A 23268-nucleotide genomic window follows, 5' to 3' on the forward strand; every position below is an offset into this window, starting at 1 on the left:
CGAATTTACTTGTGATTTTAATAATGATTAGTAATAAAAACATATCTACCGTCTACTCCCGCCTGCGGTCGATCTGTGGCATGTTGAGCGTACTGCTCTGCTTCAGCGTCATGTCGCTGGCGCCGCTGGCAGTCGAGGCGAAGACCGGCCTGGGCGCCGACCGCCTGGAAAATTGCAACTGGAACCGCCCGGGCGTCAATCCCTTCATGGGCGACGTCGTCGCCGCCGTCGACCGCTACACCGAGATTCCCGCCGCCGTCCGCGAGCGCCTGAAACAACGCATGCGCGACCGCAATTTCGACGAATTCGTCACCATCAGCCGCGACGCCATCAGCGGCCGCCACGACTACGACGCGCGCATCAGCGACATGCACTTCGGCGAAGGCCGCGTCTGCAAACAAGTCTCGCGCGCGGGCTGGAACGCGCAAATGAAAGAGCGCGGCCTGGTGTATTGCGAGCAAGATCATTGCATCCTGGTGCCTACCGTCTGCCGCAACGTCAGCCGCATCACCCGCAAACCGCAGGCGCCGGGTACGGCGGGAGCGGGCGCCGCCGGCGGCGCGCCCGCCAACTACGCCGCCGCGGCCCTGCCCGGCACCGTGCCGTCCACGCCCAGCACGCCGTATGAAGAATTGCGCCCCGGTTCGCTGCACGGCGACGTGCCCGCCATCGGCAGCAGCCCCGAAGCGCTGCTCTCGCCCGGCTTGACGCAAGGCCCCGGCTTCCTCGCCAGCGGTCTGGCCAGCAGCGCCGCAATTCTATCCGGCAGCCCGGGCGGTTCGGGACGCGCCAAGTCCCAGGGCCTGGTGGTGCCGCTGACGCCCGTTCCCGAGCCGGAAACCTGGGGCATGCTGCTGGCCGGCATGGCCGTGCTGGCGGTGGCGGCGCGCCGCCGCCGCGCCTGAACGGCGGCCCTCAGCGGGGCGTATCGTTCAAGTGCGCCAGCGCCTGCGCCGAACTGGCGTACAGGGCCGGCTCCCTGTCTCTGCGCTGGAACGCCTGGCCGAAATAGGCGCGCATGAAGGTGCTGTGGGTGTAGCGGGTGACGCGGCTGTAGTAGCGCTCGCTCAAGCCGTTCACCATATCGATGTAATCGTCGAGCAAATCCGGCAGGATCGTGAAATTATCATAGTTGACGATGGCCGGCACCTTGCGCCCGAGCGGCGCCAGCCGCGCCGCGACCAGCTCGCGGATCGCCGTAATCGCGGCGGCATCGGCCACCGTGTAGCCCTCGAAGTTCACAAAGAATAATTGTTTCAACGGGTCGTAGACGAGCCGCTGCCCGAGCGGCAACGCCAGCAAATCCGCCCGCAAGCCCATTCCATCGTCGCGGAAAATGCGCGCATCCATCAGCTTCAACTCCTTGCTGATCTGCGGCGCGAAGTCCATCTGGCGCAAGATGTCGCGCTCCAGCTCGACGCCGGGGGCAATCTCGAACAACTCCAGCCCCTGCGGCGTCAGGCGGAACACGCAGCGCTCGGTGACAAACAGCGCCGGCTGGCCGCGCCCGCCCGCATGCGCGCCGCTATAGCTGCGGTGCTCGACCGCGTCGACGAACTTGCGGCAGGCGCCTTCCTGCAGAATCCGCAGATGGCCCGCATCGATCGCCAATTTTCCGCCATCGGCGCTGAAGGTGCCGACAAACACCACCTTTTTCGCGTTCTGGCTGATATTGATGAAGCCGCCGGCGCCGGCCAGGCGGCGGCCGAACTTGCTGACGTTGACATTGCCGTGGCGGTCGGCCTGGGCCAGGCCGAGTATCGCCACGTCGAGCCCGCCGCCGTCGTAGAAATCGAATTGCGCCGGTTGGTCGATGATCGCGTCGGCATTGGTGGCGGCGCCGAAATTCAAGCCGCCGGCCGGCATGCCGCCGATCACGCCCGGTTCCGCCGTCAAGGTCAGCAAATCGAGCAGCTTCTCCTCGGCCGCGACGGCGGCGACGCCCTCCGGCATGCCGATGCCCAGGTTCACCACGCTGTTGGCCGGCACCTCCATCAGCGCGCGGCGGGCAATCACCTTGCGCGCGCACAGGGCCATCGGCGCCACGCTCGACAGCGGCACGCGCAGCTCGCCGGCAAAGGCGGCGCTGTACGGCTCGGCGAACGTCTGCATATGGTATTCGGGCTTTTCCGCCACCACCACGCAATCGACCAGGATGCCGGGGATCTTCACCTGGCGCGGATTCAGGCTGCCGCGCTCGGCGATGCGCTCGACCTGGACGATGACGATGCCGCCGGAATTGTGCGCCGCCATCGCGATGGCCAGCGCCTCCAGCGTCAGCGCCTCGCGCTCCATCGTCACATTGCCGTTCGCATCGGCCGTCGTGCCGCGGATGATGCCGACGTGGATGGGCAGGCTCTTGTAGAACAGGCATTCCTTGCCGCCCAGCAGGCTCAACTCGACCAGCTCCTCGCTGGTGCGCGCATTGATCTTGCCGCCGCCGAAACGCGGATCGACGAAGGTGCCCAGGCCAACCTCGGACAACAGGCCGGGCTTGCCGCCGGCGATCTCGCGGAACAAATGGCTGATCACGCCCTGCGGCAGATTGTAGGCCTCGATCTGGTTGTCCATCGCCAGGCGCTGCAGCTTCGGCACCAGGCCCCAGTGGCCGCCGATGACGCGCCGCAGCATGCCGGCGTGCGCCAGATGGTTCAGGCCGCGCTCCTTGCCGTCGCCCTGGCCGGCCGCGTACACCAGCGTCAAGTCGCGCGGGTGGGCCAGGCCGTCGGGCGCCTCGCCGCCCGGCTGCAGGAAACGCTGCTCCAGCGCCACCGCGATATTCTCGGCGAAGCCGATGCCGACGAAGCCGCCGGTGGCGACCGTGTCGCCGTCATGGATCAGGCGCACGGCGTCGGCGGCGCTGACGATCTTGTCGCGCTGGGCGCCGTGCAGGCCGGCCACGGCCGGGTCGATGTTGCGAGATGCCATGTTTGCTCCGATTAAAAAACCGCATCAAACTTCCGCACAGCGCAGTTAGGGCGCCGGCGCCTCATCCACTTCCAGCTCCGGCCCCAACAAGATCTGCGCCGCCTCGCCCGGCAAGGCTTCCACCGACTTCAGCTTACGCGCCATCTGGCGGCTGCGCACTTCCGCGTTCTCGATATTTTTGGCGGCCCGCTCCAGCGCCAGTTTGGTCTGCGTCAGGACATCGCCGAATTTGCCAAACTCCGTCTTCACCGCGCCCAGCACCTGCCACACCTCGGACGAGCGGCGCTCCAGCGCCAGCGTGCGGAAGCCCATCTGCAGGCTGTTCAGCAAGGCCGACAAGGTCGACGGTCCGGCGATGCTGACCCGGTGCACGCGCTGCAACTCGTCGGCCAGGCCGGGCCGCCGCATCACCTCGGCGTACAAGCCCTCCGTCGGCAGGAACATAATGGCGAAATCGGTGGTGTGCGGCGGCGCCACATACTTCTCGGCGATGGTCTTGGCCTCGCCGCGCACGGCCCGCTCCAGCTCGCGCCCGGCCTGCGCCACGCCGTCCGCATCGGCCCGCTCGGCGGCCTCGACCAGCCGCTCGTACTGTTCCTTGGGGAACTTGGCGTCGATCGGCATCCACACCGGCGCGCCCCCCTCTACCGCGCCGGGCAACTTCAGCGCGAATTCCACGCGCGCGCCCGTGCCGGGCAGGGTTTCCACATTCTTCGCATACTGGTCCGCAGTGAGCACTTGCTCCAGCAGCATCTCCAACTGCACCTCGCCCCAGGTGCCGCGCGTCTTGACGTTGGTGAGCACCCGCTTCAGGTCGCCCACGCCGATGGCCAGTTGCTGCATCTCGCCCAAGCCCTGGTGCACCCGCTCAAGCCGCTCCGACACCTGGCGGAAGGACTCGCTCAGGCGCGCCTCCAGCGTCGCGTGCAGCTTCTCGTCGACGGTCTTGCGCATTTCCTCCAGGCGCGCGCCATTATCGGCCTGCAAATCGCGTATCTTCGACTCCAGCGTCGCCCGCACCTCCAGCAGGCGCTGGGCGTTCGACTGCGTCAGATTCAGCAGCGCCTGGTTCATCGCCTCGCCGAAGCGGGCCAGGCTGGCCGACTGCTCCTCGCGCCCGGCGTGCGCCTGCGCCAGCGTCTGCGCGCGCAGGCCGTCGAGCTGCTGCACGGTGGCGCCGTGGAACTGCGCCAGCGCCGCGCTCAACTCCTGCCGCGTGGCCTGGGCCGAAGCCTGCAACTGCATGCGCACCTCGCGCTCGACGCGGTCGATGCGCTCCAGGCTGTGCTGCTGCAACTGCTGCAACAGCGCCGCGTCGTCGCCGCCGCTGCCGCGGCGCCACAGCAAGGCCGCCTGCAAGGCAATGACGATGGCGACGCCGGCCAGCAGCGCGAGGAATTCGAAATGGCTCATGGATAATGAAAGAGAGAGAACATCAACCTGGCGTATTGCGCATCCAGTCGCCGGTCTGGAAAAACGACTCCATCAGGCGCAGGCGCAGCGCCGCGTCGATGCCGACATCTTCCATCGCCCAGGCCATCGCGCGCAACCACTGGTCGCGCTCGCTGATGCCGATGGCGAACGGCAAATGGCGGGCGCGCAGGCGCGGATGGCCGAAGCGCTCGACAAACAAGTCCGGGCCGCCCATCCAGCCCGACAAAAACCAGAACAGCTTGTCGCGCGAACCGTCCGTGTCGGGCGGATGCATGGCGCGGATGCCGGCGAATTCCGGCTCCAGCTCCATCAAGTCATAAAAGCGCTCCACCATCGCACGCAGGGTGGACTCGCCGCCTATTGTTTCATATAAAGAAGTTGCTTCAGTCATAGACGCCATCATAGCGCAAGCCCCGGGAAAGGCGGCCGCGGGCTCGCGGTTTTTTGCCGTCCCCGGGGCGGTGGCCAATTTAGACCAGGGCGAGGCGTCCCTGGCGGCGCGTCGAGCTCCAACTGCCGAGGTCGACCTCATCGCGGATCGCCGCGCATCCCGCCAGCACCTGCCCGATCTGCTCCCCGCTCAGGCCGGCGTTCAGCGTCAGCCTGACCAGCGAGCGGTTTTTCGGCGTGGCAGGCGCGCAAAACACGGCGCCGAAAATCTTGTGCCGCTCCAGCGCCTGGCGCAGCACCAGGGTCTTCGGTTCCGGCCCCGCTTCCAGCGCGATGATCTGCTCGCTGCCGTCGTCGACGCCGTAGCCGAGCGCGCGCAAGCCGTCGCGGACTTGGCGCGCGTGCTGGTGCAGGCGGGCGCGCCGGTCGTCGGCCGCGCCGATGAAGTCGAGCGCGGCGTCGAACCAGGCCAGCTCGTGCGCCAGCAGGCAGGAGCTGAAGATGGCCGGACGCGATGCCGACAAAAAATAGCCTTTGAACTTGCTGGAACAGGTGATCAGGCCGGCCCGCCCGGCGAAAGCCTTGGCCAGCGACGCCGTGCGGAAGTGCACGCGCTCGGCCAGGCCCTGCTCGACCACCAGGCCGGCGCCGCGCGGCCCGTGCGTGCCCAGCGAATGCGACTCGTCGACGATCAGGATGCTGCCGCTGCGCTCGGCGATCTGCACCACCTCGTGCAGCGGCGCGACGCTGCCGTTGGTGCTGTAGAGCGCGTCGACGACGATGACGCCGCGGCCGTGCTTGTCGATCTGGCGCTGCAGATGCTCGCTGTCATTGTGCAGGAAGGACACCGGCAGCGCCTGCGCCGACAACACCCCCTCCCACAGCGAGGCGTGGGCCTGCATGTCGAGATAGACGGGGATGCCCGGTTCGCACAGGCTTTGCAGCAAGCCCACATTGGCCGCCCAGCCCGATTGCGCCAGCACGCAATCCTGCGCATCCATGAAGCGCGCCAGCTTGCCCTCCAGCCGGTGCTGGGCGCTGCCCTCCTGCAGGAAGACGGAGGACATCAGCGCGCCGCCCTCGCCATGCCGCAGCGCGGCGACCTGGGCCGCGATCAGCGCCGGTTCGGCGGCGATGTTCAGATAATCGTTACCGGCGAGGAAAATTGCGTCCGGCGGCATCGCTTGCCAGGCGTGCAGATGCTGCCCCCCCAGTAATTTCTCGATCCGCGTCACATAGTGCTCGTCCATGCGCCGGTTGACGAAATCCGGCATGTCCTGTTCGGCGCGGCATGGCAGGTGGCGGGGGGTGCGATTGGCGGTGGTCATAGTTTCTCCATTGAAAGTTTGAGGGGTATTACGTGACCACCATGACGGCGCCATAAAGCCGGAGGTTGATCCAGATCAACTATCAAGAAGATAACGACACCGGAATCGGGGAAGCAGCGGATGATGCTGTATTGATCGGAAACAATCGACTTATGACGCGACATCAACAGTGCTCGGGATGGCGGTGGGGCATCACCCGCGCGCTGCAGCGTTACCATCGCAGCACTGACCATCCCCAGGCGCGCCTGCACCGCATCCGCGCGCTGGGCCTCATCGGCGCCCTCGGCATGCCGCTGTATTTCGTGCTATGGAATTATTGTTTCCCGCAGATGTATGAGTCGGTCGCCCTGCGCCTGCTCGGCGCGCTGCTGTTCCTGCCGGCCCTGTGCGTCCAGTATTTCAACCGCAAATGGTTCGGCATCTACCTGATGGTCGGCTTGAGCTATGAGTTGCCGTTCTTCTTCACCTTCATGTTCCTGATGAACCATGCGTCGGTGATCTGGAGCCACTCCCTGCTGGTCGCGCTGATCGTGCTGTTCCATTTCGACACGACCCTGGCGGCGCGCGCCTACGCCATCGGCACCGCGCTCGCCTGCGCCGCGTTCGCCCTGTGCGGCGACGCCGCCTTCCTGCTCGACGAACAGGTGTTGCAGGAATTGCCCGTGCACTGGTTCACCATCGCCGTGCTGTCGGCGGTGAAGGTCGGGCGCAGCGTGCTGGAGCGGGAAAAACTGGCCGGCCTCGGTGCCGGGCTGGGCAGCGTGGCCCATGAACTGCGCACGCCGCTCACCAGCGTCGACGCCAACGTGCGGGGCTTGAACCGCATGCTGCAACAGAGCAGCAGCGCCAACGCCGCCGACCAGGCCCGCGCCCGCGACGCGCTCACGCGCATCCAGTTTGAAGTGCGCCACATGAACCACATGATCGACCTGTTCCTGCTCAGCGCCAGCGCCGTCAGCCGCAATCTGCGTCCCAACGAAACCGTCTCCATGGCCTGCGTCGTCGACGCCGTGATGAAGCGCTATCCCTTCGTCGGCCAGATGCAGCAGCAGGCGGTGGCGGTCGAGGTGCGCAGCAACTTCAGCTTCGCCGGCCAGAGCGAGCTATGCGTGGTGATCCTGCTCAACCTGCTGCGCAACGCCCTCAAGGCCATCCAGCGCGCCGGCAAGGGCCGCATCCGCATCGTCGTCGACGGCGCGCGTCAGACGCCGCGCCTGCTCTTCATCGACACCGGCTGCGGCATTTCGCCGCGCCACATACCGCTGATCTTCCAGCGCTTTTACTCGTATCCGGCGCACAACGGCAGCGGCATCGGCCTGGCGCTGTGCAAGCAAATCATGGAGGCATGGGACGCGCGCATCCGCTGCATTTCGCGCGAGAGCGCCTACGCCATCTTCGTCCTGGAATTTCCGCGGCCGGCGCCGCCCCCACATCATTAAGGCCCAGTATGCAACTGCCCGTCTACAAACACCCCAGCCTGACCGTACTGATCGACGACAGCGACAGCTTCCTGCGCAGCCTGTCCTTCCAACTCGACCCCCTGCTGGCCCGGAAAACCTTCCACGACACCAACAGCGCCATGCGCTGGCTGCAACAACACGAGCGCCGCGGCGGCCCGCCCCTGGAAGCCAACTATGACGCGCCGAACCTGCCGCCGGAGCACTGCAACGTCGCCGTCGACATCGAGCGCATCTACCGCATCAGCGGCCAGCCGCAGCGCTTCGCCACGCCGTCGGTGCTGGTGGTCGACTATTCCATGCCGCAAATGAACGGTATCGAGTTGTGCGAGGCGCTGCGCCACCTGCCCTGCAAGAAGATCCTGTTCACCGGCGCGGCCGATGAAAAGATCGCCGTCGGCGCCTTCAACCGCGGCTTGATCGACCGCTATATCAAGAAGAGCGACGACGACGCCCTCGACACGCTGGAGCTGGAAATCCACGCGCTGCAAACGGAATTCTTCGCCGAACAGTCGGAAACGCTGCGCGAGCTGCTGGTGCCGCACCACTATCCCTTCCTCAGCGACCCGGCGCTGACGGCCGTCGTGCAGGAGCTGATCCGCAGCAACGGCTTCGTCGAGCACTATCTGTTCCCCAATCCCAGCGGCATCCTGTTCCTCGACAGGGAGGGCAAGGCCACGCTGATGATCATCGAAACGGAAAAAAGCTTGCGCGCGCAATATGAAATCGCCCGCGACAGCGACGCCCCGCCCTCGCTGCTGGCGGCGCTGCTGGAGCAGCGCGTGATCCCCTTTTTCTCCGACGCCGACGGCGACGGCATGTACTCCAGCGCCATCGGCGAGAACTGGTACCGCTACTGCAGCGCGCCGCAGCTGTGCCAGGGCGGCGAAACCTATTTCTGGGCCCTGTTCCCCCTGCCGGCGCACTATTTCGACGCCCCCGTCCTGTCCTACGCGGAGTATCTGCGCACCCACCAGGTCCAGCGCGACTGAGGGTGCGCCGGCCTCAGGCCTCGCGCAGCGTTTGCAGCGGCGGCTGGCGCAATACATTGCGCAGCCCCAGCCAGCCGCCGGCGATCGCGCACGCGGCCCCCGCCAGCAAGCCGGCCAGCCACACGCCGGCGCCGCCGCTCCAGTCGAACTTGAACTGGTAGGTCGCCAGCGCCCAGCCCATCGCCGACGCGCCGGCCGCCGCCAGCAGGCCGGCCAGGGCGCCCACCAGCGCGAACTCGATCAACTGCGCCTGCGCCAGCTGGCGCCGGGTCGCCCCCAGCGCGCGCAGCAGGCCGGCCTCGCGGCTGCGCTCGTCCTGCGAGCCCATCAGCGCGGCGTACAGCACCAGCACGCCGGCCGCCAGCGTGAACGAAAACAGGAACTCGACGGCCGTGACGACTTGTTCGAGCACGGCCTGCACCTGCCTGAGCACGCCGCCGACGTCGATCACCGTCAGGTTCGGATAGTCGCGCGTCAGCGCATTGCCCAGCGCCGCCTGGCGCGCCGGCAGGTGGAAGGCGGTGATCCAGCTTTGCGGCGTGTCGGCCATCGCCGCCGGGTTGATGATGACGAAGAAATTCACCTTCATCGAGCCCCATTCCAGCTTGCGCAAGCTGGTCACGGCCGCCTCGACGGGCGTGCCGGCGATGTCGAAGCGCAGCCGGTCGCCCAGCTTCAGCTTCAGCGTCTTGGCGATGCCCTCCTCGACCGAAGCCTCGGCCGGCGCGCCGGCCTGGTCGGCGAACCACTTGCCGGCGACGATGCGGTTTTGCTCCTGCATCTGCGCCATCGTCGACAGGTTGAACTCGCGCTCGGCCAGGTTGCGGGCGCGCTCCTCGGCATAGGTGTCGGGCGTGATGGCCGCGCCGTTCACGGCCACCAGACGGCCCCGTATCATCGGATACAGCGGCGCGTTGGCGACGCCGGCGCCGGCCAGGCGGCGCGCGATGTCGTCCTTCTGCTCGGGCTGGATATTGATGATGAAGCGGTTCGGCGCGTCCGCCGGCGTGGCGCTGCGCCAGGCGCCCATCAGGTCGCCGCGCACCACCGTCAGCAGCAGCAAGGCCATCAGGCCCAGCGCCAGCGCCACGATTTGCACGATGCTGGCGCCGGGGCGGCGCTGCAGCGACGTCACGGCGAAGCGCCAGCTCTGGTGGCGCAGAGCGCCGCGCAGCGTCTTCAGCGACTTCAGGCCCAGCCAGCCGCTCAGCGCGAACAGCGCGAAGCCGCCCAGGAAGCCCAGCGCCGTCAGCAGCGCCAGCTGGACGTCGCCGGCCTGCCACAGCAGCAGCACGACGAAGCTGCACAGGCCCAGGCCATAGCTCAGCAGCGCCAGCGGCTGCGGCGCGTCCTGCTCGCGGCGGATCACGCGGTTGTGCGGCACATTGCGCAGCTGCAGGATGGGCGGCAGCGCGAAACCGATCAGCAGCAGCATGCCGGTGGCCACGCCCTGCACGGCCGGCAGCGCCGAGACGGGCGGCAAATCGCTCTGCACCAGCTTGCCCAGCAATTCCAGCAGCACCAGGTGGCCGCCGAAGCCGACGGCCACGCCGAGCGCGCTGCCGGCCAGGCCCACCAGCAGGAATTCGATCAGGTACAGGGCCGTCACCTGGTTTTGCGTCAGGCCCAGGCAGCGCAGCATGGCGCAGGCGTCGACGTGGCGCAGCATGAAGCGCCGCGCCGCCATCGCCACGGCCACGGCCGCCAGCATGGCCGACAGCAGCCCGACCAGCGACAGGAAGCGGTCGGCCCGCTCCAGCGTCGACTGCATCTCCGGCCGGCCCGACTCCAGCGAGTCGATGCGCACGCCCTTGACGGCGGCGCTCTTGATGTGCGCCTCCAGCCAGCGCCGGTAGGCGGCGACGGCGCCCTCGCCGCCCTGGGCCGGCGCCGCCAGCAGCAGCCGGTAGGTCACGCGCGAGCCCGTCTGCACCAGGCCCGTGGCGTCGAGCTCGCTCAGCGGCAGCATCACGCGCGGCGCGAAATTCAGGAAGGCGGCGCCGCGGTCGGGCTCGCTGGCGATCAGTTGCGCGATCGTGAAGCGCCGCTCGCCCAGCCGGATGGTGTCGCCGACGGCCGCCTTCAAGCCAGTCAGGATGGCGGCGTCGACCCAGACGGTGCCGGGCGCCGGAATGGCCTGCGTGGCGCTGCCGTCGGCCTCGCCGGCGCGCTCCGGCGAGGTGGTGATCTTCACCTTGCCGCGCAGCGGATAGCCGGCCGAGACGGCCTTGATGGAGGCCAGTTGCGACTGCGACTGCTCGCCCTCGCCGGCCTGCGCCATGCTGGGGAAGACCACCGTGTGCGCCATCGCCAGGCCGCGCCGCGCCGCCTCGGCGCGCCAGGCCGGAGGAATCGGGTTGTCGGCGTTGACGACCAGGTCGGCGCCGAGCAACTGGTGGGCGTCGCGGTTCAGGCCGGCGCGCAGGCGGTCGACGAAGAAGCCCACGGCCGACAGGGCGGCGACGGCGACGATCAGCGCCACCAGCAGGAAACGCAACTGGCCGGCGCGCCAGTCGCGGCCGGTCATTTTCAGGGAGAGGCTCAACATCGGTGGTTCCAGGCGGGATGGACGGGCCGGCAAGCGCGCTTGCCGGCGGGCGCCGCGTCGTTACACGGCGGCGGCGGCGAAAAAGGCGTCGACCTCGTCGAGGTAGCGCCGCTTGACCTCGTCCGGCAGGAAGGCGGCGATGAAGCCGTTGCGCGCCAGCCGCTGCGCGTGCGCCAGGCCCAGCGGCAGGGCCTCGAAGACGGCCGCGAAATTGGCATTCATATAGCCGCCGAAATAGGCCGGATCGTCGGAGTTGACGGTGACCAGCAGGCCGGCGTCAAGCAGGCCCAGCAGATTGTGCTCGGCCATCGTGTCGAACACGCGCAGCTTGGTGTTCGACAGCGGGCACACCGTCAGCGCGGTTTGCTGGCGCGCCAGGCGCTGCGTCAGCGCCGCGTCTTCCAGGCAGCGCACGCCGTGGTCGATGCGCTCGACGTGCAGCACGTCGAGCGCCGTCTCGATATACGCCGGCGGCCCCTCCTCGCCCGCGTGGGCGACCAGGTGGAAGCCCAGTTCGCGGCAGCGGGCGAAGACGCGGGCGAACTTCTCGGGCGGGTTGCCGACCTCGGAAGAATCGAGGCCGATGCCGATGAACTTGTCGCGGTGCGGCAGCGCCTGCTCCAGCGTGGCGAAGGCGTCCTCCTCCGACAGGTGGCGCAGGAAGGACAGGATCAGCGTGGCGCTGACGGGGCTGTCCTGGCAGGCGCGGTGGATGCCGTTGATCACGTCGGCCATCGGCACGCCGCGCGCCGTGTGCGTCTGCGGGTCGAAGAAGATCTCCGCGTGGCGCACATTGTCGGCCGCCGCGCGCGCCAGGTAGGCGCTGGTCATGTCATAAAAATCCTGCTCCTTCAAGAGGACGCTTGCGCCCGCATAATAAATGTCGAGAAAAGACTGCAAATCCTCGAAGGCGTAGGCCGCGCGCAACTGCTCGACGGAGGCATAGGCCAGCGCCACGCCGTTGCGCGCGGCCAGCGCGAAGATCAGCTCCGGCTCCAGCGAACCCTCGATATGGATGTGCAGTTCGGCCTTCGGCATCTGCCGCAACAGCGCGCGCAATTGGTCGTTCATCATTACTTTTCCCTTCAATTCAGTGGCGGACTACGTCAATAGGAAAGCATCTTAGCGCAAGACGGCCGGCGCCACGCGGCGGCGCCGCACTTTGCTGCGCCGCACCGTCGCGCGGCGGCGCCGGCGGGCGCCGCGCGGGGCGCGAAGAATGCCGTTTTACGCCCGATAAAATGCTAGAAAATCCACTGGAATTCTGCCAATTTTTTCCATTTTCGCCAATAAAATCAAGCACCTATGATCGAGTATTAACGATATTACGACATATCTTTTGACTTCCTGAACTAATAGAGCAATAATAAATTTCATAAGCGTAAGATGCGTTATACAGACACACCAAGGCCGGCCATGCATTCGAGCACGCGGCAACGGCATCAGCACTTCGGGTCCGGGCAAACCGGACCGGCACAGGCCGGCGGCGCACCATCACGACAGGGATAATCAGAACCGTTTGCACAGATAAAGGCCAGGCAGCAGCGCGACAGTCAACTGCCGATTACAAGTGACTAGCAGGTTTACATTAAAGGACATTCAAATGACCATTTTTGACAACTACGCAGCACGCTACGAACGCACCCGGGAAGAGGAAATGTCCTTGTCCGAATACCTGGCACTGTGCAAGAAAGACCGCCTCACCTACGCCAGCGCGCCCGAGCGCATGCTGGCCGCCATCGGCGAACCTAGCCTGGTCGACACCCGCAACGACACGCGCCTGTCGCGCATCTTCGCCAACAAGGTCATCAAGATCTACCCCGCCTTCCGCGACTTCTACGGCACCGAGGAAGTGATCGAGCAAGTGGTGTCCTACTTCCGCCACGCGGCCCAGGGATTGGAAGAGCGCAAGCAAATCCTCTACCTGCTGGGACCGGTGGGCGGCGGCAAATCCTCGATCGCCGAAAAGCTCAAGTCGCTGATGGAGCACGTCCCCTTCTACTGCCTGAAAGGCTCGCCCGTCAACGAGTCGCCGCTGGGCCTGTTCAACGAGGAGGAGGACGGCGTCATCATGGAAGAGGACTACGGCATCCCGCGCCGCTACCTGCGCAACATCCCCTCGCCCTGGGCCGTCAAGCGCCTGCACGAATACAACGGCGACATCAACCAGTTCCGCGTCGTCAAGCGCTACCCCTCGGTGCTCAAGCAAATCGCCATCTCGAAAACCGAGCCGGGCGACGAGAACAACCAGGACATTTCCTCGCTGGTGGGCAAGGTCGACATCCGCAAGCTGGAAGACTACGCCCAGGACGATCCGGACGCCTACAGTTATTCGGGCGGCCTGTGCCTGGCCAACCAGGGCTTGATGGAATTCGTCGAAATGTTCAAGGCGCCCATCAAGGTGCTGCACCCGCTGCTGACGGCCACCCAGGAGGGCAACTACAAGGGCACCGAGGGCTTCGGCGCCATTCCCTTCGACGGCATCATCCTGGCCCACTCCAACGAGTCCGAGTGGAAGACCTTCAAGAACAACCGCAACAACGAGGCTTTCCTCGACCGCATCTACATCGTCAAGGTGCCCTACTGCCTGCGCGTCACCGACGAGATCAAGATCTACGACAAGCTGGTGGCCAATTCCTCGCTGCTGAAGGCGCCGTGCGCGCCCGGCACGCTGAAGATGATGGCCCAGTTCGCCATCCTGTCGCGCCTGAAGGATCCGGAAAACTCCAGCATCTTCAGCAAGATGCTCATCTACGACGGCGAAAACCTCAAGGACACGGACCCGAAGGCCAAGTCCATGCACGAGTATGTCGACTACGCCGGCGTCGACGAGGGCATGAACGGCCTGTCGACCCGCTTCGCCTTCAAGATTTTGTCGAAGGTGTTCAACTTCGACACCACCGAGGTGGCGGCCAACCCCGTGCACCTGCTGTATGTGCTGGAGCAGCAGGTGGAGCGCGAGCAATTCCCGCCGGAAACCGAGCAGCGCTACTTCTCCTATATCAAGGAGCACCTGGCGCAGCGCTACGTCGAGTTCATCGGCAAGGAAATCCAGACCGCCTACCTGGAGAGCTATTCCGAGTACGGCCAGAACATCTTCGACCGCTATGTCACCTTCGCCGATTTCTGGATACAGGACCAGGAATACCGCGACCCGGACACGGGCGAAAGCTTCGACCGCGAATCGCTCAACAACGAACTGGAAAAAATCGAAAAGCCGGCGGGGATTTCCAATCCGAAAGACTTCCGCAACGAGATCGTCAACTTCGGCCTGCGCGCCCGCGCCTCCAACGGCGGCAAGAACCCGGCCTGGACCAGCTATGAGAAATTCCGCACGGTGATCGAGAAGAAAATGTTCTCGAACACCGAGGAATTGCTGCCGGTGATCTCGTTCAACGCCAAGGCCAGCGCCGACGACGCCAACAAGCATGCCGACTTCGTCGCCCGCATGGTCGAAAAAGGCTATACGGCCAAGCAGGTGCGGCTGCTGTGCGAATGGTATCTGCGCGTGCGCAAGTCATCCTAGGCGGACGCGGGGACCAGCCGGGCGGCACGGGCGGGACGGTGCAGGGACAGGCGGCGGCCGCCGCCGTTCCGCCCCCAGCGCCCGTGCTTGATTTTTGCGGCGTCCGCCACCTCGGCCCGACGGCGGCGGCCGCCGCCCCGGACCGAGCGCCGCACACCTTGCAGCAGGAGGCATGTTTTGACTTACCTCATCGACCGTCGTTTGCAGAGCAAGAACAAGTCCGCGGTCAACCGCGAGCGCTTCTTGCGGCGCTACAAGAGTCAGATCAAGGATGCGGTGGGGCGCGCCATCAAGGGCCGCTCGATCACCGACATTGAAAATGGCGAGAAGGTGTCGATCCCCGTCAAGGACGTGGGCGAGCCCTCGTTCGGCCACGCCCACGGCGGCGTGTGGGAAACCATCAACCCGGGCAACAAGGAATACCAGAAGGGCGACCAGATCAACCGCCCCAAGGGCGGCGCCGGCGCCGGCCGCGGCAAGGCCGGCAATAGCGAGCAACTGAGCGAGGACGATTTCATCTTCGAACTGTCGCGCGAAGAATTCATGAACTATTTCTTCGAAGACCTGGAACTGCCGCACATGGTCAAGACCCAGTTGACGGCCACCACGGAGTTCAAGAACCAGCGCGCCGGCTACAATATGTCGGGCACGCCGTCCAACATCCACGTGCTGCGCTCGCTGCGCGGCGCGCTGGGGCGGCGCATCGCCGTCGGCGGCAGCTCGCGCAAGCGCGTCATCGAGGCCGAGCGCGAACTGGCCGAGATCCTGCTGCTGGGCGCGCCCGACGACGACGCCCGCGTCCTCGAACTGCGCCGCCTGATCCACCACCTGCACACGCGCCTGCTGGCCATCCCCTTCATCGACCCCTTCGACCTGCGCTACAGCAACCGCATCAAGGTGCCCAAGCCGATGACCCAGGCCGTGATGTTCTGCATCATGGACGTCTCCGGCTCCATGGACGAGAGCCGCAAGGACACGGCCAAGCGCTTCTTCATCCTGCTCTACCTCTTCCTCAAGCGCGCCTACGACAAGATCGAGGTGGTCTTCATCCGCCACCACACGGCCGCCGCCGAGGTCGACGAAAACGAGTTCTTCAACTCGCGCGAATCGGGCGGCACCGTCGTCTCCTCGGCCCTGCACCTGCTCAACGGCATCCTCGAAGAGCGCTACGGCGCCGGCCAGTGGAACAGCTACGTGGCCCAGGCCTCCGACGGCGACAACTGGGACAACGACTCGGTGCTGTGCCGCCAGTTGCTCATCAACACCATCATGCCCAAGGTGCAGTACTACACCTATGTCGAGATCACCGACGGGCCGCAGCAAAACCTGTGGGAGCAATACGCGCAAATCGCCGACCACCACCCGCACTTCGCCATGCAGAAAATTGTCACGCCGGCCGACATCTACCCGGTGTTCCGCGAACTGTTCAAAAAACAGGTCAAATGATGAACATGATGACGACCAAACCCGTGCACCCGCGCGCCCTGCCCGAACAGTCGGAATGGACCTTCGAGCTGATCGAGCAAGCCCACGAGGAAATCCGCCGCGTCGCCGGCGAATTCGGCCTCGACACCTACCCGAACCAGCTGGAAATCATCACCGCCGAGCAGATGATGGACGCCTACACCTCGGTCGGCATGCCGGTGTCCTACAACCACTGGTCCTTCGGCAAGCACTTCCTGTCGACGGAAAAAAGCTACAAGCGCGGCCAGATGGGCCTGGCCTATGAAATCGTCATCAACTCGAACCCCTGCATCGCCTACCTGATGGAGGAAAACAGCCTGACCATGCAGGCGCTGGTGATCGCCCACGCGGCCTACGGCCACAACTCCTTCTTCAAGGGCAACTACCTGTTCCGCACCTGGACCGACGCCGACGCCATCATCGACTACATGGTCTTCGCCAAGAACTACATCAGCGAATGCGAACAGCGCCACGGCGTCGACGCCGTCGAACTGCTGCTCGACTCTTGCCACGCCATCCAGAACTACGGCGTCGACCGCTACAAGCGCCCGGCCAAGCTGTCGATGACCCAGGAATACGCCAAGCAGAAGGAACGCGAAGCCTATGTGCAATCGCAGATCAACGAATTGTGGCGCACCGTGCCGCGGCGCGACGAGGAGGAGGTCAGCAAGGCGGCGCCGCGCTTCCCCCCCGAGCCCGAGGAAAACCTGCTGTACTTCATCGAAAAATACGCGCCGCTGCTGGAGCCGTGGCAGCGCGAGATGGTGCGCATCGTGCGCAAGATTTCCCAGTACTTCTACCCGCAGCGCCAGACCCAGGTGATGAACGAGGGCTGGGCCACGTTCTGGCACTACACCATACTCAACAAGCTCTACGACGAAGGCGTCGTCGGCGACGGCTTCATGATGGAGTTTTTGAAGAGCCACACCAACGTCGTCTACCAGCCGCCCGTCACCAGCCCCTACTACAGCGGCATCAACCCCTACGCGCTGGGCTTCGCCATGATGACGGACATCCGCCGCATCTGCGAACACCCGAGCGAAGAAGACCGGGCCTGGTTCCCGACCATCGCCGGCAGCGACTGGCGCAAGACGCTGGACTTCGCGATGCGCAATTTCAAGGATGAGAGCTTCATCGCCCAATACCTGTCGCCCCGGCTGATACGCGAATTCCACTTCTTCGCCGTGCTCGACGACGACAAGAACGAGAAGCTGGCCGTGTCCGCCATCCACGACGAGGCCGGCTACCGCTATGTGCGCCAGCAACTGGCCGAGCAGTACAACCTGGGCAACCGCGAGCCGAACATCCAGGTCTGGTCCGTCAACACCCGCGACGACCGCGCGCTGACGCTGCGCCACACGCAGTTCCAGCGCCGCCCCCTGAGCCAGCAGGCCGAGGAGGTGCTCAAGCACGTCGCGCGGCTGTGGGGCTTCGACGTCCACCTCGACACCGTCGACCCCGCCGGCAACATCCTCAGCACGATCGAGTGCAAGCGCGAGAAGCGCGCCCGCAACGCCTGAGTTCCGCCGCCGCACTATATATATGTATGTATGGGCGGCGGCGCCGTTTGACGCCGCGTAAACGGGGCGGCGGCGCGCCCGCCCCCCACCCATCCCCTGCCGCGCCGCCGCCGCGCGCGCGTCAACGCGCACATACGTGCTATTTATGCATTATTTTCGCGATGCGAGTATAGTCTGAAGAGGGGCGAAAAGCATAGCGCGCCGCTAGCATAAATTACCACTAGGCAATATCCTGCGCAAAATTTGACATCCGTTCGGCGGCATATTGCAAAATTTAATTTTGCCATTGGGAGGCATCGAAGAACATCCGAAACTTCATGACAACGTTGAGGAAAAATATTGTCCGATAGTCTATTTAAATAGACCAGATGCCAACAAGCATGCGGCCGCCAGAGGGCTTTCGGAGGTCTGAAACCATGCGAAATTTAACCGGTTTTAGGCGTTAAAATTCTATGTGAAATAAAGTATTCGTATGTATAATTCGCCGACGTCCCGGATGCGGCTGGAGGATTTTGCCGTCATTTAGGGGTTCAGTTGCAACAAAAAAGAGTTGGTATTGGAGAAAGCAGGCATGAATTTTTCGAACGAGAAGAGTACCGGGAAGAACTTTACAGGAGTCACTGTAGTCGTCCTGTTGCACGCCCTGGTCGCGTACGGGATCGTTACCGGCTTGGGTAAGCGTATGGTCGCAAAAATGACCGACGCTGTGGAGACCACAATTATCGAGGAAGTCAAACCGCCTCCGCCGAAAGACCTTCCACCGCCACCGCCGCCGCCTGAGATGAAAGCGCCCCCGCCGCCCTTCATTCCGCCAGTCGAGGTGAACGTACAGCAACCGCCGCCGCCGCAAAACGTGATCGCCAACACGACCACGGCCAAGCCGGCGAGCAACGAACTGGCTCGCCCAGCGCCACCGGCGGCGCCGGCGGCCCCTCCGGGTCCGGCCAAATCGGTGCACATCCCGGCCGTCGCCGACATGAGCACCTGCGCCACGCCGGAGTATCCGAAGTCGTCGGCACGTAACGAAGAGACCGGCACGGTGACCTTGTCGTTCTTGATCGGCGTCGACGGCCGTGTTGCCGACTCGAAGGTGACCAAGTCGAGCGGTTTCAGGGATCTGGACAAAGCTGCAGTGAACGGAATCAGCAAATGCAAATTCAAGCCGGGCATGACCGACGGCAAGCCTGAACAGGCCTGGATGCAGATGCAATACGTTTGGAAGCTGGATTAAAACCGGGACAGCCACACCGTCCCACACTGTGATTTCGTTGTCGTTACGTTCAGCGATCTGATTATTTTAAATTTTGGAGGAAGCATGTTTAAGAATACCCGTCTGTCCGCTTTTTTTGCCGCGGTTTTGCTGTCCGTGACCGCCGCCACCGCCCTGGTCGCCGCGCCGGCCTACGCTGACGCGCCGGCATCGGCCGCCGCTTCGGCGCCAGCCGCCGCCCCAGCCGAAGCCGCCGCCCCGGCAGCGGCCCCGGCCGAAGGCGCGAAAGCCCCAGCGACGGAAGAGGTGCACAACCCGTTCGGCCCTGAAGCCGTGTGGAACGAAGGCGGTTTCGTGCCGCGCGCCACGCTGATCCTGTTGTCGCTGATGTCCATCGGCAGCTGGTACATCATCGTCACGAAACTGATCGACCAGATGAAGATCTTCAAGCAATCGAAGGAAACCTCGGCCAAGTTCTGGAAAGCCCCATCGATCGCCGCCGGTTCGGCCACGCTGAAAGAAGGCAGCCCATTCCGCTTCATCGCTGAATCGGGCACCAAGGCAACGGCCCACCACGACGGCGCCCTGCTGGAACAAATCGACCTGTCGACCTGGGTGACGATGTCGATCCAGCGCGCCGTGGAAAAAGTGCAGTCGCGTCTGCAAGACGGCCTGTCCTTCCTGGCAACCGTGGGTTCGACCGCACCGTTTATCGGCCTGTTCGGTACCGTTTGGGGTATCTACGGCGCGCTGACCAACATCGGCATGACCGGTAACGCCTCGATCGACAAAGTCGCCGGCCCAGTGGGCGAAGCGCTGATCATGACGGCTTTCGGCCTGTTCGTCGCCGTTCCTGCCGTTCTGGGTTACAACTGGCTGGTGCGCCGCAACAAAGCGGCCATGGAAGATGTCCGCTCCTTCAGCGCCGACGTGCACTCGGTACTGATCTCCGGCGCCATGTCGACCAGCGAAGCTGGCCGTGCTGCCGGCGCTAAAAAGATTGGATAAGAACCATGTCGATGTCAGTCGGCTCCGACAGCGGAGATGAAGATCAAGTAATGTCCGAAATCAACACGACGCCGCTTGTCGACATCATGTTGGTTTTGCTGATCATTTTCTTGATTACTAGCCCTGTTGTGCTCAAATTGCAGAAGATCAGTCTGCCATCGGAGACCAACCAGGCCTTGAAACCCAAACCTACCAACATCAACATTGTTGTTAACAAGGACGGTGAGATTTACTTCGACCAGGCGAGAATGGCCGACACCAATGCCTTGTTCGACCGTTTGAAGGTTGAGGCCGTGAAATTGCCACAGCCGGAAATTCATGTGCGCGGTGACCAAAACACCCGCTACGAATTCATCGGCAAGGTCATTTTCACCACTCAGCGGGCTGGAATCCAAAAGGTCGGCTTCATCATCGAGCCACCCGACAAAGGCTAACAGGGCCGGCGCCGCCCCCTATGCGGGGCGGTCCGGACAGCCTTGGGGCCGGCGCGCCGGCCCCACAGCCAGTTGGACTTCTTAAAAGGAAACATCATGAGTATGAATGTCGGTTCGGGTAGCAGCAGCGGCGCTGATCCGGAACCAATGATGGAAATGAATATGACGCCCCTCATCGACGTGATGTTGGTGCTGATTATCATGTTGATCATCACGATTCCGAAACAAAACCACTCGGTGAACTTGAACATGCCGGTCGGCACCCCGCCGCCACCGACGAAGGAACCTGTCGTCGTGACGATCGACGTCGATTTCGACGGCACCATCCTGTGGGACAACCAGGTGATGGCAGACCGCGCCTCGCTCGAAGCCAAGCTCAACAGCGTGGCCGCGCAGGCGGACCAGCCGGAAGTGCATCTGCGTCCGAACAAGCTGGTGTCGTATAAGGTCGTGGCCGGCGTGATGGCTTCGGCCCAGCGCCTGGGCGTGACCAAGATCGGTCTGGTCGGCAACGAACAGTTCCAGTAAGCGTCCCCATCAGGTTCTCTTATTTTTTAAACGGCACGGCAGGGTAAATCCTGCCGTGTCGCTTTTTACGAAAGAATTTTCCATGTCCAAGTTTCGTCTCGCTCATCTCGGCCTGGTAATGGCCGCCATCGGTTTCACCGCCGCCACGCCCGTGCTGGGCCTGGGCTCGATCGCCCACGCCGCCGACAGCGTGCGCACGGAAGTGGGCAAGCCACTGCAAGAGGCGCAGAAACTGGCGTCCTCGGGCAAGAACAAGGAAGCCCTCGCCAAACTGCGCGAAGCCGACAGCGTCGGCGGCAAGACCCCATTCGAGACTTACCAGATCGAGCGCGTGCGCGCCTCGGCCGCCGCCGGCGCCGGCGACGACGCCAGCGCCATCAAGGCCTTTGAATTCGTCATCAACTCCGGCCGCCTGTCCGCCGCCGAAGCGCCGAAGTTCACCCAGGCCCTGGCCACCATGTATTACCGCGCCAAGGATTGGCCGAAGGCGATCACCTGGATCAACCGCACGCTGAAGGACGGCGACAACCCGCAAATGCGCGAACTGCTGATCCAGACCTACTACGTCAGCGGCAACTACGCGGCGGCGGCGAAGGAATTGCAGGCCAGCGGACGGGGCGCCTCGGAAGCCCAGCTGGGCATGCTGGCCAACATCCAGAGCAAGCAAAACGACAAGGCCGGTTATGTCGCCACGCTGGAAAAGCTGGCCGGCAGTTATCCGAAAGCCAGTTACTGGGCCGACCTGCTGAACCGCGTCAGCGGCAAGCCGGGCTTCTCCGAGCGCCTGTCGCTGGACGTGTGGCGCCTGAAACTGGTCAACGGCCTGATCGCCAAGCCGGGCGACTACATGGAAATGTCGCAACTGTCGCTGCAGTCGGGTAATCCGGCCGAAGCGCTGAAGATCGTCGAGCAGGGTTACAAGAAGGGCGTGCTGGGCGCCGGCGCCGACGCGGCCCGCCACCAGCGCCTGAAGGACCTGGCGACGAAGACGCTGGCCGAAAATGCCAAGAAGGACGCCGCCAGCGAAGCCGAACTGCTGAAAAACAAGGACGCCGAGGGGCTGGCCGCCCTCGGCTTTGCCCAGGTCAGCAGCGGCCAGGCCGACAAGGGCCTGGCGCTGATGAACCAGGCCATCAAGATGGGCGGCTTGAAGCATGCCGACGAAGTCAAGCTGCACCTGGGCATCGCCTACATGAACGCGGGCAAGAAGGCGAATGCCTTGTCGACCCTCAAGACCGTGCAGGGCACGGACGGCGCGGCCGACCTGGCCCGCTACTGGACCTTGAACATCAACCACCCGCTGTAAGCGGCGCCAGCGGCGCCCCCTTTCGCGCCGCTGCCGGCGCCGTCCGCAACACGCGGACGGCGCTTTTTTTATCATTTTGCCAGCCTGAATGGGCCGGCGCCGGCTCTTGCTGGTGTGAATCGCCCAAACTGTCCGTATAATCCACCATTTAGCGACAGCTTTTCACCAAGATTCCTATGAAGGTATTCCGCGGACTTCCCAACGCGCAAGCGCGCGCGCCCTGCGCTCTGACGATCGGCAACTTTGACGGCGTCCATGTCGGCCACCAGGCTTTGCTGGCCCGCGTGCGCGCGGCCGCCGACCAGCTGGGCCTGGAAGCGGCCGTGATGACGTTCGAGCCGCATCCGCGCGAATTCTTCGCCGAGCGCGCCGGCGACCTGTCGAAGGCGCCGCCGCGCATCGCCAACCTGCGCGACAAGCTGCAATCGCTGTCCGACGCCGGCACCGACCGCGTCATCGTCGAGCATTTCAGCGCCCAGTTCGCGGCCATGACACCGCAGGAATTCACCGAGAAGGTGCTGGTCGAGGGCTTGCACGTGAAATGGCTGATGGTCGGCGACGACTTCTGCTACGGCGCCAAGCGCGCCGGCAACGTCGCCATGCTGCACGAGGCCGGCCGCCAATACGGCTTCCACGTCGAAACCCTGCCGACGGTGATGAACAACAGCGAGCGCATCTCCTCCTCGGCCGTGCGCGCCGCGCTGGCCGCGGGCGACTTCGGCCACGCCCAGCAGTTGCTGGGCCACCCCTATTCGATGTCCGGCCACGTGATCCACGGCCACAAGCTGGGACGCACGCTGGGTTTTCCGACGCTGAACCTGCGCGTCGCCCACCGCCCCGCGCTGTCGGGCATCTTCATCGTCCAGGTGCACGGCCTGGCCGAGCGGCCGCTGCCGGCCGTGGCCAGCCTGGGCGTGCGCCCCACCGTCGACGACAGCGGCCGCGTGCTGCTGGAGGTGCACCTGTTCGACTTCGCCCAGTCCTGCTACGGCAAGCTGGTGCGCGTGGAATTCCTCGACAAGCTGCGCGACGAGGAAAAATACCTCGACCTGCCGACGCTGACGGCCGCCATCGCCCGCGACGCCAACCTGGCGCGCGCCTATTTCGACAGGCGCAGCGGCGCCATCACCGCGACCGACCGAATTTGACGGTCCCTCATTCGCGCGGAGCCGCGCCACCGCCCTGTAACACTTAC

General features: G+C 64.6%; 18 protein-coding genes. 12 read left to right on the forward strand and 6 right to left on the reverse strand.

All coding sequences use genetic code 11. The features are described 5' to 3' along the window. Window positions 1-80: 80 nt before the first annotated feature. Window positions 81-905, forward strand: a complete 825-nt coding sequence (locus tag OIK44_RS17350; protein ID WP_273672453.1) for an MHFG family PEP-CTERM protein — start codon at window positions 81-83, stop codon at window positions 903-905. Between the two features lie 10 nt (window positions 906-915). Here the strand turns inward: OIK44_RS17350 and OIK44_RS17355 are convergent, their stop codons facing one another. The 4 genes from OIK44_RS17355 to cqsA all read right to left on the reverse strand — a co-directional run bounded on the left by OIK44_RS17355 (window position 916) and on the right by cqsA (window position 6080). Beyond that, window positions 916-2928, reverse strand: a complete 2013-nt coding sequence (locus OIK44_RS17355; RefSeq protein ID WP_273672455.1) for an acyl CoA:acetate/3-ketoacid CoA transferase — start codon at window positions 2926-2928, stop codon at window positions 916-918. Between the two features lie 45 nt (window positions 2929-2973). Beyond that, window positions 2974-4341 (reverse strand): DNA recombination protein RmuC, encoded by a 1368-nt coding sequence (locus tag OIK44_RS17360; protein WP_273672456.1) that lies wholly within the window; start codon window positions 4339-4341, stop codon window positions 2974-2976. Window positions 4342-4363: 22 nt separating this feature from the next. Beyond that, a complete protein-coding gene (locus OIK44_RS17365; RefSeq protein ID WP_273672457.1) occupies window positions 4364-4762 on the reverse strand; it encodes a group II truncated hemoglobin in 399 nt (132 codons plus the stop codon). Window positions 4763-4832: 70 nt separating this feature from the next. Next, window positions 4833-6080 (reverse strand): alpha-hydroxyketone-type quorum-sensing autoinducer synthase, encoded by a 1248-nt coding sequence (gene cqsA / locus OIK44_RS17370; protein ID WP_273672459.1) that lies wholly within the window; start codon window positions 6078-6080, stop codon window positions 4833-4835. Between the two features lie 152 nt (window positions 6081-6232). On the opposite strand from cqsA, the gene OIK44_RS17375 reads away from it, so the two are divergent. Further along, complete coding sequence (locus OIK44_RS17375) at window positions 6233-7519, forward strand: sensor histidine kinase (protein ID WP_273672460.1); 1287 nt, start codon at window positions 6233-6235, stop codon at window positions 7517-7519. 8 nt (window positions 7520-7527) lie between these two features. Then, window positions 7528-8529: a response regulator gene (locus OIK44_RS17380; RefSeq protein WP_273672461.1), complete on the forward strand. Its 1002-nt coding sequence runs from the start codon at window positions 7528-7530 to the stop codon at window positions 8527-8529. Window positions 8530-8542: 13 nt separating this feature from the next. Here OIK44_RS17380 and OIK44_RS17385 read toward each other — a convergent pair whose 3' ends face one another. Together OIK44_RS17385 and OIK44_RS17390 are read right to left on the reverse strand one after the other, a co-directional pair. Then, on the reverse strand, window positions 8543-11077 hold the full coding sequence (locus OIK44_RS17385; protein ID WP_273672463.1) for an ABC transporter permease: 2535 nt from the start codon (window positions 11075-11077) through the stop codon (window positions 8543-8545). A 60-nt stretch (window positions 11078-11137) separates the two neighbouring features. After that, window positions 11138-12151 carry an adenosine deaminase gene (locus OIK44_RS17390; RefSeq protein WP_273672465.1) on the reverse strand — a complete coding sequence of 338 codons (1014 nt, stop codon included), beginning with the start codon at window positions 12149-12151 and terminating at the stop codon, window positions 11138-11140. Window positions 12152-12680: 529 nt separating this feature from the next. On the opposite strand from OIK44_RS17390, the gene OIK44_RS17395 reads away from it, so the two are divergent. The 9 genes from OIK44_RS17395 (at window position 12681) to OIK44_RS17435 (ending at window position 23221) form a co-directional block, all read left to right on the forward strand. Continuing rightward, entirely contained in the window at window positions 12681-14603 is a 1923-nt protein-coding gene (locus OIK44_RS17395; RefSeq protein ID WP_273672467.1) for a PrkA family serine protein kinase, read from the forward strand. A gap of 177 nt (window positions 14604-14780) precedes the next feature. Then, entirely contained in the window at window positions 14781-16049 is a 1269-nt protein-coding gene (locus OIK44_RS17400) for a YeaH/YhbH family protein (RefSeq protein ID WP_273672469.1), read from the forward strand. Then, on the forward strand, window positions 16049-17587 hold the full coding sequence (locus tag OIK44_RS17405) for a SpoVR family protein (protein WP_273672551.1): 1539 nt from the start codon (window positions 16049-16051) through the stop codon (window positions 17585-17587). Before OIK44_RS17400 ends, OIK44_RS17405 begins: the two co-directional genes overlap by 1 nt. A gap of 571 nt (window positions 17588-18158) precedes the next feature. Next, window positions 18159-18818 carry an energy transducer TonB gene (locus OIK44_RS17410; protein WP_273672470.1) on the forward strand — a complete coding sequence of 220 codons (660 nt, stop codon included), beginning with the start codon at window positions 18159-18161 and terminating at the stop codon, window positions 18816-18818. A gap of 84 nt (window positions 18819-18902) precedes the next feature. Beyond that, on the forward strand, window positions 18903-19805 hold the full coding sequence (locus OIK44_RS17415; protein WP_273672472.1) for a MotA/TolQ/ExbB proton channel family protein: 903 nt from the start codon (window positions 18903-18905) through the stop codon (window positions 19803-19805). 5 nt (window positions 19806-19810) lie between these two features. Beyond that, a complete protein-coding gene (locus tag OIK44_RS17420; RefSeq protein WP_273672473.1) occupies window positions 19811-20239 on the forward strand; it encodes an ExbD/TolR family protein in 429 nt (142 codons plus the stop codon). A 96-nt stretch (window positions 20240-20335) separates the two neighbouring features. Next, on the forward strand, window positions 20336-20767 hold the full coding sequence (locus OIK44_RS17425; RefSeq protein WP_273672475.1) for an ExbD/TolR family protein: 432 nt from the start codon (window positions 20336-20338) through the stop codon (window positions 20765-20767). Window positions 20768-20849: 82 nt separating this feature from the next. Beyond that, window positions 20850-22073, forward strand: a complete 1224-nt coding sequence (locus OIK44_RS17430; RefSeq protein WP_273672476.1) for a tetratricopeptide repeat protein — start codon at window positions 20850-20852, stop codon at window positions 22071-22073. A 176-nt stretch (window positions 22074-22249) separates the two neighbouring features. After that, window positions 22250-23221 carry a bifunctional riboflavin kinase/FAD synthetase gene (locus OIK44_RS17435; RefSeq protein ID WP_273672477.1) on the forward strand — a complete coding sequence of 324 codons (972 nt, stop codon included), beginning with the start codon at window positions 22250-22252 and terminating at the stop codon, window positions 23219-23221. Window positions 23222-23268 lie beyond the last annotated feature (47 nt).

It is taken from the genome of Janthinobacterium fluminis, from assembly GCF_028595325.1.
GTDB lineage: Bacteria > Pseudomonadota > Gammaproteobacteria > Burkholderiales > Burkholderiaceae_D > Janthinobacterium > Janthinobacterium fluminis.